The sequence below is a fragment of the Kordia sp. genome, from assembly GCF_965283645.1.
Lineage (GTDB): Bacteria > Bacteroidota > Bacteroidia > Flavobacteriales > Flavobacteriaceae > Kordia.
Window position 1 is genome coordinate 2,134,001 of sequence record NZ_CBDIPG010000001.1, and the last position, 12,360, is coordinate 2,146,360.

A 12,360-nucleotide genomic window follows, 5' to 3' on the forward strand; every position below is an offset into this window, starting at 1 on the left:
CAGCGTAAAAAAAGGATAAACCTGTACTGAGCGCAGTCGAAATGCGGGTTAATCCGCCAACGTTGGATGCAACCATTTTTGTGCTTTTTCAATGGTAATTCCTTTTCTGTTTGCAAAATCTTCAACTTGATCATTTTTTATTTTCCCCAAACCAAAGTATTTTGCTTCTTCGTTTCCAAAGTAATATCCAGAAACTGCCGCTGCTGGCCACATAGCTAAACTTTCCGTTAGTGAAACACCAATTACTTTTTCGACATCTAGTAATTCCCAAATTGTTTCTTTTTCCAAATGATCTGGACATGCTGGATAGCCTGGTGCTGGGCGAATTCCTTTGTAATTTTCCTTGATCAAATCTTCATTAGTTAACTCTTCACTGACTCCATAACCCCAATGTTTCGTTCTAACTTGTTTGTGTAAATATTCTGCGAATGCTTCCGCAAACCTGTCTGCAATTGCTTGTGCCATAATTGCGTTATAATCGTCTTGTTTTTCTTTGTAACTGTTTGCCAATTCATCAGCTCCAAATATAGCTGTACAAAACGTTCCCATGTAGTCTTGTTTTCCAGTTTCTTTTGGTGCTATAAAGTCAGAAAGTGCAATGTTTGGAACTTCCGCACGTTTTTCTAATTGTTGGCGAAGCGTTCTGAAAACTGCAATTTCTTTTCCGTTTTTCTGAATAGAAATATCATCATCATTGATTGTATTTGCTTCAAACAGTCCAAAAATTCCTTTTGCTTTTAGCGATTGTTTTACAATGATTTCTTGAATCATTTCTTGTGCATCTTTGTATAATTGTGTGGCTTGTTCACCCACAATTTTATCTTTCAAAATTGCTGGATAATGCCCGTGTAAATCCCACGACCTGAAGAATGGACTCCAATCGATATATGGAACTAATTCTTTTAAACTCAATTGTGTTAGTTTTTGAATTCCGAGTTCTTTGGGTTTTATAATGTTGCTTGTTTCCCAATCAATTTTGTACTTTTTCTTTCTGGCATTTGCCAATGAAATATATGATTTTTCTTTTTTACGTTTTAAGAATTTTTCGCGAAATTCATCATAATCTTGTTTTAGTTTATCACGATATTCCTTTGATTTTTTCTTGTTAAGTAAATCTCCAACAACCGTTACCGCTCTGGATGCATCATTGACATGAACTACTGCATTTTTATATTCTGGATCAATTTTTACAGCCGTATGCGCTTTGGATGTTGTTGCGCCACCAATTAGTAAAGGCACACTAAAGTTTTGACGTTCCATTTCTTTTGCCAGATATACCATTTCATCTAACGAAGGCGTTATTAAACCAGATAAACCAATGATGTCTACATTTTCGGCTTTTGCAGTTTCAATTATTTTTTCTGGCGGAACCATCACACCAAGATCTACAATTTCGTAGTTGTTACAGCCTAAAACGACACTTACTATATTTTTTCCGATATCGTGTACATCTCCTTTTACTGTTGCCATGAGTACTTTTCCAATTGCCCCATGATGATCGTCTTTTTCAGCTTCTATAAAAGGGTTTAGATACGCAACTGCTTTTTTCATGACGCGTGCCGATTTTACCACTTGTGGTAAAAACATTTTCCCTGAACCAAATAAATCGCCCACGACATTCATTCCAATCATTAGGTTTCCTTCAATGACTTCAATAGGTTTTTCGGCTTTTTGGCGTGCTTCTTCTACATCTTCTACAATGTATTTGTCTATTCCTTTTACGAGCGAATGTGTGATGCGTTCTTGCAATTTATAACTACGCCATTCTTGTATTGTTTCTACATCTGCTTTTTTTGTTCCTTTGAAGGCTTCCGCCAGATCAAGCAAGCGTTCTGTAGCATCTTCTTTACGATCAAACATTACATCTTCAACATGTTCTAGCAAGTCTTTTGGAATATCGTCATACACTTCTAACATGGTAGGATTTACGATTCCCATGTTCATTCCTGCTTGAATGGCATGATATAGAAATACAGAGTGCATGGCTTCACGAACGACATTGTTTCCTCTGAATGAAAACGATACATTACTTACGCCACCACTTACACTTACGTTTGGATAGGTTTCGCGTGTCCAACGTGTAGCTTCAATGAAGTCGATAGCATTTTTACGATGTTCGTCCATTCCTGTAGCAACAGGAAATATGTTTAAATCAAAGATGATGTCTTCTTCTGGAAATCCTACTTTATTCACCAATACATCGTACGAACGTTTTACAATTTCTAAACGACGTTCGTAGTTGTCTGCTTGTCCAACCTCATCAAAAGCCATAACAATTACAGCGGCTCCATAACGTTTGATTTGTGTGGCTTCCCAAATAAATTTTTCTTCACCTTCTTTGAGTGAGATTGAGTTTACAACACTTTTTCCTTGTACTACTTGCAATCCTGCTTCAATGATTTCCCACTTAGAGCTGTCAATCATAATTGGCACGCGGCAAATGTCTGGTTCGGCGGCAATAAGGTTTAGAAACTTTACCATGGCTTCTTTTCCGTCTATTAAACCATCGTCCATATTAATATCGATAATTTGTGCACCGCCATCAACTTGATCTCTGGCAATTGCCAACGCTTCATCAAATTTTTCTTCTTTGACGAGTCTCAAAAATTTACGTGAACCTGCTACATTCGTTCGTTCTCCTACATTTATAAAGTTGCTGTTTTCGTTTAAAACTAAAGGTTCTAACCCTGAAAGTTGCATGAATTTTGTTTGGCTGATGGGTTTTTGCTGTTCGGTATTTGGTGTTGTATCTTTATCTTGCATCTTCTTTTCTCTTTTTTACTGATGTCGCTGTACTCTGATATTTGTTTTTTGTTGATTCGTCTATTTGTTGATATAATTATTTGGTTTTCACAGTACTTCTCGATACTAAATTTTATATTAAAATTTCACTCAAAGTAGCACTAACCAATTCGTTTTCAACTCTTAAAACACAGTTTCATTTTTAATTTTTCTTAAGCGTTTACTGTTATTTGACGCGGTTTGTACTTTGCGGCTACGTTTGCAATTGCTGTGATATGATCAGGTGTTGTTCCGCAGCAACCACCAATAATATTGATGAGATTCTTTTTTAGGTATTCTTCTATTTGTCCTGCCATTTCTGAAGGTGATTCGTCATATTCACCAAAAGCGTTTGGCAATCCTGCATTTGGATGTGCAGAGATTGCAAAGTCCGTTTTGTTGGCAATGGCTTCTAAGTGTGGTTGCAATAGGTTTGCACCTAATGCACAGTTGAACCCGACAGATAGTAATGGAATGTGCGATACAGAGATTAGGAATGCTTCCGCTGTTTGTCCTGATAGTGTACGTCCGCTTGCATCGGTTATGGTTCCGCTTAACATGATAGGAATTGTGATGCTTCTTTCCTCTTTTACTTCTTCAATGGCAAATAGTGCCGCTTTTGCATTGAGCGTATCGAAGACCGTTTCTACGAGTAATAAATCTACGCCACCATCTATTAGTGCTTCTACTTGTTGTTTGTAGGCAATGCGTAATTCGTTGAAGGTTACAGCTCTGTAGCCAGGATCGTTTACGTCTGGTGACATACTCGCCGTTCGGTTTGTTGGGCCAATAGAACCTGCTACAAAACGTGGTTTGTGTGGTTCTTTTTCAGTGAATTCGTCTGCAACTTCTTTTGCTATTTTTGCCGATTCGAAGTTGAGTTCGTACACCAAATCTTCCATTTGGTAGTCAGCCATTGCGATTGTAGTCCCTGAGAATGTGTTGGTTTCTACAATGTCTGCACCAGCCGCAAAGTATTTTGCATGTACTTCTTTAATGGCATGTGGTTGTGTTATGGATAGTAAATCGTTGTTTCCTTGTAATGGTGTTGGATAGTTTTTGAAACGTTCGCTACGGAAATCGGCTTCCGTAAATTTGTATGCTTGTAGCATGGTTCCCATTGCGCCATCTAAGACTAGGATTCGTTTTTCTATTTCGTTCCGGATGTTTTTCATTTTTCCTTGTATTCTTTTTTCTTCGCTTCGATTTTGCTCAGCGAGCTTTGTTTTTTACTTCTTTAATACCTTTTTTACGTAGCGTTAAGGATAGTAGCACTTTGACTACACTCAATACAGACTTATATTTTTTAAAATTTTGATATGTCATTGCGAGGAGATACGACGAAGTAATCTGCTTTTTGAATGCACAGATTGCCACGAATTTTTACAAATTCTCGCAAAGACGTTATCTTTTTAAAAAATATAACGAATAGCCTGACCCGTTAGGGTAACGCCCAAATAAATATTGTGTATCAAAAAAGTGTGAGGAAATAACGAGAATTTCTCTTTTGTTATCTATCTGTATGTAAGTACAGTAGAACGTAGCACCTTCTTTAAATGTAAAGGGTTGCTAAGGCTTCATCGGGTCTAATCCCTCGGCCTTTCTTGATAACGACAGTATAGGTATGAACTATTTTACACAAATTAACGGCTTCCAAAAGGAAGATGCAAATATTTTGTAATGATTTTTAAACGATAACGTTTTCGAGGTTTGTTTAGTTACTTAGTTTGAGCTCAACAGATGGTTTTAGCTGATAGAAGAAGGTTACGTTTGGCGCTTCGAGTGGATATACTATTTCCATTTCGAGTGGAATGCTTAGTGACGATTCGTTTCTGTACAACCAAATATCCTTGTGTATGTGTACTTTGGTATCAACAATCATTGTACTGTATTTTTCTTCGCCGCTTAGATTTATTGTTATTGGCTCGAACGATTCTGGTAGTGTTTTGCTTCCGTCATTTGCTTTTACAGCTTCGCGAACATTTAAGATTACACCAACTTGTTTTTCTTTTTTAGTGTCTTCTCCTTCTTGTTTTGGAAATGTCATACTTGCTTCCACTATCACATTGTTTGGAATTACCGCGCAGTTTTCTGAGAGTTGTGGTAGCATGTTCCAAAGAATTGGTACATACGATTCTCTGTAGAGTAGCGCATCGAGTGTTTCACTGAATAGAATGTGGTATTTTTTGGCATCCGGAATTTGAAACGTTACGGCATCAGCTGTATAATATTCTGAAACGTACTCAGATAGATTTAGTTCTTTGATTAGATTTTTTGCTACTTGAATGGAAGCCGTATTTATTTCGAGTATTGAAAATTGCACTTCTTTTGAATTGAATAATGGAGCAATTAAAGTTATAAATGGAGCATATGGTCCACAACCAGCATAGAATATGTTGATGATTTCGTTTGGATGTTGTTGTTGTTTTTCGCGAATAAGCGATACCATTGCATCTAAAAATTTTGTGGTTCTTCGGTAATCTAATAAACAAGCTGCTGCATGATTGAGTGATATTGCCGCACCACTTGCAGTTGGTACAGCCGCTAAGTTTTGCAAACCTTCTCCCATGTCAGCAATGTTTGTTATTTCGAGAAAGTGCTTGTGTATTTCATCAATTAGTTCTTTCGCTTTTGAAGGATTTGATTGATTGTCAATGATTGCAGTTGAGAGTTTTTTGATGGTATTACTTAGCATACTTGTTTGTTTGATTTGGTATAAAAGTAAGCGAACCTTTTCAATTTAGCAACCCGTATTTCTATCTGTTTTGTTTCGTTTCTTTTACTGACAATTTAAATAACTTCTATAAATAACAGAAACCTTACTTCATTGCAGCAACAAGGCTTTGTGTGTATTTTTATTTTTTACAATTTTACCATAATTATAAAGAAATTACTATAGAAATGTTTATAACAATGTTTTTTTTAAAACTGGGAACTAAAAGTAAAGCGAGCCTTTTGAGCTCGCTTTTTTGGTTGATTTATATCATTAGAATAATTATGATATTTTTATGAATTTTAAGATTATTCACAATCTCTACATGTAGGGAATTCTGTTTGTGTAATACAAGTAATCAAAACACTTGCACAACCGTCAGTTATAACACACTTCGCAGTTTCAAGGCAAATGTTTATACCATTCGCATTTACAAATGTTCGAATACATTCTATATAAGAATTTGGTGCTCCACCTTTACTATTCGTTGCATCAAGGTTAGAGATTGTTTTTCTGTTAAGTGCTAGGCTTTTTAAATGTTTTTTCTTCATGATTTTAAATGTTTTAAGATTAATAAGCATGAAATTACTATTTATTTTTTCACACAAATTACGGGAATACCTTACTTAACATTTCAACTCATCTTAGTACAAACATTTAATTTCAATATTATTTATTGAAAACACTCAGTAGTACATCATCTTTTAATTTTACTTGCGTGAATTTCTAAATTAATCCACATTAGTATATCGTTTGTACAATTTCCTTTTTTGCTTCCTTTTTAGATCCGTCAAATCCTTCTACACCTGAAACTGTCGTGTATTTCATTACATATTTTTTACCTGGATTGATGCGCTGATACGCACTTTGACACATAATTGCTGCTTCATGAAATCCTGATAGAATAAGTTTCAATTTCCCTTTATAAGTGTTTACATCACCAATAGCATACACACCTGGAAGATTCGTTTGATAATCGTATGAGTTGTCTACTTTAATGGCGTTTTTTTCTATTTCGAGTCCCCAATTTCCTAAAGGTCCTAGTTTTGGAGATAATCCAAATAAAGGAATAAAATGATCTACTTCTAAGAGTCTTGACTCTTCTCCTTTTTTTGCAATCGTTACCGCAGTGAGTTTACCTTCTCCATGTAAACCTTTGATTTCTGCAGGTGTAATGAGATTAATTTTCCCAATATTTTTCAGCTCTTGTACTTTTTCTACAGAATCTAAAGCGCCACGAAATTCATTTCTTCTATGCACCAATGTTACTTCTGAAGCAACATTTGCTAAGAAAATAGACCAATCTAAAGCAGAATCTCCGCCACCAGCAATGACTACTTTTTTGTTACGGTATATTTCTGGATCACGAATGATATATTCAACACCTTTATCTTCGTAATTTTCAATACCAACAATTGGCGGCTTTCTTGGTTCAAAAGAACCCAATCCGCCTGCAATAACAACAACTGGCGCATAATGTTTTGTGCCTTTGTTTGTGGTTACAACAAATGTATCATCTTCCAAACGTTCCAACGTTTCTGCGCGTTCTCCTAAGGTAAATCCTGGTTCAAAAGATTCTATTTGTTTGAGTAAGTTTTTCACCAAATCGCCTGCAAGTATTTCTGGAAATCCAGGAATATCATAGATTGGTTTTTTTGGATAAATTTCTGAACATTGCCCACCTGGTTGTGGCAACGCATCTATTAGGTGTGTTTTTAATTTTAATAATCCAGCTTCAAAAACAGTAAAAAGTCCTGTTGGTCCTGCTCCGATGATTAATATATCTGTTTGTATCATTTTAATATTAGTATTGAGATGTTCGTATTGAGTATTGAGATTATTTTTTGTTTAGTAATGTTTCTGTGAGATCATTTAGAATGTCTACCTTTTCTTCAAAGTCACCTTTGAGCCTTTTACGATACGTATGTAAATTTTGCACGAGTTCATTTATGTTTTCAGGAATGACTTGCTCAAAAAATTGACGCAAACGTTTTGCCGTAGTTGGTGATTTTCCATTGGTCGAAATAGCAATTTTCACATTTCCTTTCGTAACAATTCCACCTAAATAGAAATCGCAGTATTTTGGTTGATCTGCTAGATTTACTAGTAAATTCCGTTGCTTTGCTTCTAAGTAGATGTCTAAGTTTACTTTTTGATTGTCTGTTGCGGCAATTACAATGTGTTTTTCGTTTAGATATTCTTTAGCATATATATCTTCTATGAGCGTTACTGTCGGATGCGCCGCCGCTAATATTCTGACTCCTGCCTTTATAAAAGGTGCCACCAATGATACGTTTGCATTTGGACTCGATTTGAGTAAAAAACTTAGTTTTTCGAGTCCGACATTGCCACCACCAACAATTAAAACTTGAAGTTGATGTACTTTTAAAAATATTGGATAGAGTTCATTTTTTTCCATGATCTTATACAACTTCTCTCAAAGGAAAAGAGTTTTTATTGATTCGTTTTAGACTGTTTATTTGCTGAGTAGCGTCATTTACAACTTCGCCAATTACAATAATAGCTGGCGCAACAATGTTGTTATCTTTTACTTTTTTAACAATAGAATTTACAGTTCCAAAAACTGATTTTTCATTATCTGTCGTTCCGTTTTGAATGATTCCAACGGGCGTTTTATGTTTTCCTTCTATTTTGAATAATGTTACTATTTCTTCTAGTTTCCCCATTCCCATGAGAATGACTACTGTTGCTGTAGATTGTGCCGCTAGTGCAACATCTAACGATAGTTTTCGTTCTGAAGTTGTTCCTGTAATTACCCAAAAACTTTCCGAAACACCTCGTTTTGTCAATGGCACACCTAAATGTGCAGGAACCGCAATTGCTGACGTTATTCCAGATACGATAGCCGTTTCTAGTCCGTGTTGTTTTGCATATTCAATTTCTTCTGCGCCACGACCAAATATAAATGGATCGCCACCTTTTAATCGAACTACATGTCCATACGCATGTGCTTTTTCAACAATAAGCGCATTAATTTCATCTTGACTGTATTTGTGAAATCCTTTACGTTTTCCCACAAAAATATGAGTTGCATTTGGTGCGTACTTCAGTAATTCTCTGTTTACCAAAGCATCATATAATACTACAATTGCTGTTGCCAATGTTTTTACACCTTTTAGTGTAATTAATTCCGGATCGCCTGGTCCAGCACCTAAGACGGTTAGTTTTGGTTTATGCATGAGCTAGTTCCTCCTTTCTGAATGTTTTTAGTTGTTGTAAAAACCAAATTGCGTCTTGCAAATAACTTTTGGCAAAGGCTTCACTTGGTTGATTTTTTTGTATTTGATAGATGAAAGTTGCGAACGTTTCTGGTAATTTTATTTTTTGTGTGTCTATAAATACCGCATCAAATTGATTGATAATTGTCGCATGCGAGTTTGTTTTCTGTTGTGCTGAAAGTAATAACGCTTTCGCTGAATTTATAATGGCGGCGTACGAATGATAGATACTGTCACTGTATAATTGATTCCGTAATGCCGCGGAAGCATTTTCTATTTTTTCATGACTTTCTAAGAGTAATGTTTCGATTAAATCGATAACAACACCTGCACATTCGCCAATTCCTACTGCTTTTACATATGGTTTTTCATTTCCCCAATCTATAAAATCATCTTCCGAAAGATTTTCACTGTCCGACAATCCCTTTAGTAAGTTATAGAAATACAGTTTTTCTTTTCGTTCGTAATATGCTAGAAAAGATTCATCCTGTTTACTATTCGTTTTGAAATCGTTTAAAATTTGACGCAACGCAATTGGCCCACGTTTACTCGGTATTTTTAATACTTTGTCTGCAAAACGACCTTCTCCATTTCCTAATACGCCACCACCTAAAAGTACTTGTAATGCTGGCGCAACTAGTTTTCCTGATTTTATGGTCATTCCTTGAAAACCTATTTCCGCCATGTTGTGTTGTCCACAAGCATTCATACAACCACTTATTTTTATCGTAATGTCTTTTGTTGTGATAAATTCATGATATTCGGTAGCGATTACTTTTTCTAATTCACGCGCAATTCCTGTACTACTTGCTATTCCTAAGTTGCACGTATCCGTACCTGGACACGCAGTAATGTCTATGAGTTTATTGTACCCTGTTTTAGCAAATCCTAGCTTTTTTAATTCTTGATAAAATACTGGTAGCAATCCTTCTCTAACATGACGAATGAGAATGTTTTGACGCAATGTGAATCGCAATTCATCAGCCGCATATTTTTTGATTAAATCTGCTAACAATCGAGCTTTATCCGTATAGAAATCGCCCAAAGGCACACGAATTCCAATCGCAAACAGTCCTTTTTGTTTTTGAGGAATTACGTTGGTTTCTTTCCAAGCTTCGTACGCAGTTTCATCTTCAACTTTTACTGTTTCAATAGTATTATTTTGAAATTTTGGCGCTACTTCAAATGCTTCCGTTTCAATATGAACTTTGGTTTGCGACAATGCTTTTCGTTCTGCATCTATCAATTGTGTAAACGCTTCTAAACCTAGATCTTTGATTAAGAATTTCATTCGAGCTTTTCCTCTTTTTGCGCGTTCTCCATGACGATCAAATATTCGCAATACACTTTCCGTTAACGGAATGATTTCGTCCGAAGCTATAAATTTGTATAACACATCAGCATGTCTTGGTTGCGAACCTAATCCGCCACCTAATAATACTTTGAAACCACGAATTCCGTTTTCAACTTTAGCAATAAATCCCAAATCGTGTATGTAAGCAAGTGCCGTATCTTCATCGGTTGCCGAAAAGGAGATTTTAAATTTTCTGCCCATTTCTTGTGAGATTGGATTTCGCAAGAAAAACGAAAACATGGCGTCTGCATATGCAGATACATCAAACGGTTCATCAACATCAATTCCTGCCGTTTCACTTGCTGTTATATTCCGAACCGTATTTCCGCAGGCTTCTCGTAATGTGATGTCATCTTTTTCAAGTTGCGCCCAAAGTTCAGGTGTTCTGTCCAAACTTACGTGATGAATTTGAATGTCTTGACGCGTTGTAATGTGCAATCGTCCTGTGGAATATTCATCAGCAACATCCGCTATTCTGTGCAGTTGCGCACTCGTTACTTTTCCATACGGAAGTTTGATGCGAATCATTTGTACGCCATGTTGTCGTTGTCCGTACACACCACGCGCCAATCGTAGACTTCTAAATTTTTCTTCGTCAACTTTCCCTTCTTTGAATTCACGAATTTTTTGTTCTAATTCGATGATGTCTTTTTCGACAATTGGGTTTTCTATTTCTGTTCTAAAGCTTTGCATTTGTTTGATTTTCAAGTATTAAAAAAGTCCTTTTGAGCTATGTTTCAAAAGGACTTTTATTAAAAATATGTATATGATTTTCACGTCATATTCCTTTTGTTTTTAGAAAGATGTTATCGCAACACATACACATGCATTGAGTTGAATATTTTATGGAATGATTCATCATATTGTTTTTAGTTACTATTTTTTTGATATACTTTTTTTCAATTAAAATTTTTAGATAGTCAGTATGCTATCTCATTACATATTCAATTTTTATTTTCTTTGCTCGCTCAATAGATACTGAATTAAGTTTACTTCTTAGTTTTTAGTTAATAAATCCAACTCCAGCTGTGGTATTTGTTTGTAAATCGATTAGTATAAATCCGCCATTGTGTTTGTTTTTTTGATAACTATCAAAGAATAATGGTTTGTTTAGTTTGAGTTGAATCTTGCCAATTTCATTCAATTGCAATTGAGCTGTTGTTGTTGTTTTTCCTGAGAAATTGGTTTCTTCTATGGTATCAACATCAACAATTTTTGCCAATACATTGCGTACACCATGTTGCAAACTGTATTTTGAAGCTGTAGTCAGCGGCTTTTTGTCCATCCAGCAAATGGTAGCTTCTAATTCTTTTTCTATCGTTGGTTTTTCATCAATTTTTACAATCATGTCACCTCTACTTACATTTACGTCATCTTCTAATGTGAGTGTTATAGAACTTCCTCTTTCGGCTTTTTCAAATTTTTCAGTATAGAAATAGATTTCTTTTACTTTCGATTTTGTTCCAGAAGGCAACACCACTATTTCATCCCCTACCGATAAATCTCCTCCATAGAGTTTTCCTGCATATCCTCTAAAATCATGATATTTTTCAGTTTTTGGCCTGATGACTGTTTGTACAGGGAAACGTGTTTGTGCTTCTTCATATACATCTTGCGCTTGTATTTCTTCTAAATGTTCTACCAATGTTTTTCCTGTGTACCACGGCATATTTTGAGACTTTTTTACAACATTATCACCTTGCAATGCACTTACAGGAATACAAGTAATGTTTTGTTCTTTATACGTTGTTTTTGAGATTAGTGTTTGAATTTCCTCTTGTACAGCATTGTATTTTTCTTCTGAGAAATCGACTAAATCCATTTTATTTACTGCAATTATGATGTCTTTCGTTCGCAATAAATTGTTGATGTAAAAGTGACGCGACGTTTGTTCAATGACACCTTTTCTGGCATCAATTAAAATAATTGCTACTTGTGAAGTAGAGGCTCCAGTTACCATGTTTCTGGTATATTCTACATGTCCTGGCGTATCTGCTATGATGTAACTTCTGTTTGCAGTAGAAAAATAGATGTGTGCTACGTCTATTGTAATTCCTTGTTCACGTTCAGCGACTAATCCGTCAGTTGCTAAGGAAAAATCTAAGTAATCAAATCCTTTTTGCTTGCTATTGCGTTCTATCGCTTCGAGTTTGTCATCTGTCAACGATTTTGTGTCGTATAAAATTCTTCCTATTAAGGTACTTTTACCGTCATCTACACTTCCTGCAGTTGCTATTTTTAGTACTTCCATTTTTTTTGTATTCGGTGTTGGG

At 35.6% G+C, this 12,360-nt stretch carries 9 protein-coding genes and 1 riboswitch; all 9 genes read right to left on the minus strand.

Annotated features, from left to right (window positions below; translation table 11 throughout):
* Positions 1–48: 48 nt before the first annotated feature.
* Positions 49–2,763, minus strand: coding sequence for a methionine synthase (gene metH, locus ACQ654_RS09385; RefSeq protein ID WP_430410066.1), 2,715 nt, complete (start codon positions 2,761–2,763; stop codon positions 49–51).
* A 191-nt stretch (positions 2,764–2,954) separates the two neighbouring features.
* Positions 2,955–3,956, minus strand: a complete 1,002-nt coding sequence (locus tag ACQ654_RS09390; RefSeq protein WP_430410067.1) for a homocysteine S-methyltransferase family protein — start codon at positions 3,954–3,956, stop codon at positions 2,955–2,957.
* A 332-nt stretch (positions 3,957–4,288) separates the two neighbouring features.
* Positions 4,289–4,395, minus strand: a riboswitch (SAM riboswitch).
* Positions 4,396–4,495: 100 nt separating this feature from the next.
* Complete coding sequence (locus tag ACQ654_RS09395) at positions 4,496–5,476, minus strand: phytanoyl-CoA dioxygenase (protein ID WP_430410068.1); 981 nt, start codon at positions 5,474–5,476, stop codon at positions 4,496–4,498.
* A 326-nt stretch (positions 5,477–5,802) separates the two neighbouring features.
* Entirely contained in the window at positions 5,803–6,045 is a 243-nt protein-coding gene (locus tag ACQ654_RS09400) for a hypothetical protein (RefSeq protein WP_430410069.1), read from the minus strand.
* A gap of 190 nt (positions 6,046–6,235) precedes the next feature.
* A complete protein-coding gene (locus ACQ654_RS09405; protein WP_430410070.1) occupies positions 6,236–7,291 on the minus strand; it encodes an NAD(P)/FAD-dependent oxidoreductase in 1,056 nt (351 codons plus the stop codon).
* Between the two features lie 40 nt (positions 7,292–7,331).
* Positions 7,332–7,913: a precorrin-2 dehydrogenase/sirohydrochlorin ferrochelatase family protein gene (locus ACQ654_RS09410; protein ID WP_430410071.1), complete on the minus strand. Its 582-nt coding sequence runs from the start codon at positions 7,911–7,913 to the stop codon at positions 7,332–7,334.
* A gap of 4 nt (positions 7,914–7,917) precedes the next feature.
* Positions 7,918–8,694, minus strand: coding sequence for a uroporphyrinogen-III C-methyltransferase (gene cobA / locus ACQ654_RS09415; RefSeq protein WP_430410072.1), 777 nt, complete (start codon positions 8,692–8,694; stop codon positions 7,918–7,920).
* Positions 8,687–10,780 carry a HEPN domain-containing protein gene (locus ACQ654_RS09420; protein WP_430410073.1) on the minus strand — a complete coding sequence of 698 codons (2,094 nt, stop codon included), beginning with the start codon at positions 10,778–10,780 and terminating at the stop codon, positions 8,687–8,689. The genes cobA and ACQ654_RS09420 overlap by 8 nt, the downstream gene beginning before the upstream one ends.
* Positions 10,781–11,090: 310 nt before the next feature.
* Positions 11,091–12,338: a sulfate adenylyltransferase subunit 1 gene (locus ACQ654_RS09425; RefSeq protein WP_430410074.1), complete on the minus strand. Its 1,248-nt coding sequence runs from the start codon at positions 12,336–12,338 to the stop codon at positions 11,091–11,093.
* Positions 12,339–12,360 lie beyond the last annotated feature (22 nt).

Excerpts from the sequence above, each read along its gene's own strand:
- ACQ654_RS09400 (WP_430410069.1), bottom strand. The coding sequence starts at position 6,045 with ATGAAGAAAAAACATTTAAAAAGCCTAGCACTTAACAGAAAAACAATC.
- ACQ654_RS09420 (WP_430410073.1), bottom strand. The coding sequence starts at position 10,780 with ATGCAAAGCTTTAGAACAGAAATAGAAAACCCAATTGTCGAAAAAGAC.
- cobA (WP_430410072.1), bottom strand. The coding sequence starts at position 8,694 with ATGCATAAACCAAAACTAACCGTCTTAGGTGCTGGACCAGGCGATCCG.
- ACQ654_RS09390 (WP_430410067.1), bottom strand. The coding sequence starts at position 3,956 with ATGAAAAACATCCGGAACGAAATAGAAAAACGAATCCTAGTCTTAGAT.
- ACQ654_RS09410 (WP_430410071.1), bottom strand. The coding sequence starts at position 7,913 with ATGGAAAAAAATGAACTCTATCCAATATTTTTAAAAGTACATCAACTT.
- metH (WP_430410066.1), bottom strand. The coding sequence starts at position 2,763 with ATGCAAGATAAAGATACAACACCAAATACCGAACAGCAAAAACCCATC.
- ACQ654_RS09425 (WP_430410074.1), bottom strand. The coding sequence starts at position 12,338 with ATGGAAGTACTAAAAATAGCAACTGCAGGAAGTGTAGATGACGGTAAA.
- ACQ654_RS09395 (WP_430410068.1), bottom strand. The coding sequence starts at position 5,476 with ATGCTAAGTAATACCATCAAAAAACTCTCAACTGCAATCATTGACAAT.
- ACQ654_RS09405 (WP_430410070.1), bottom strand. The coding sequence starts at position 7,291 with ATGATACAAACAGATATATTAATCATCGGAGCAGGACCAACAGGACTT.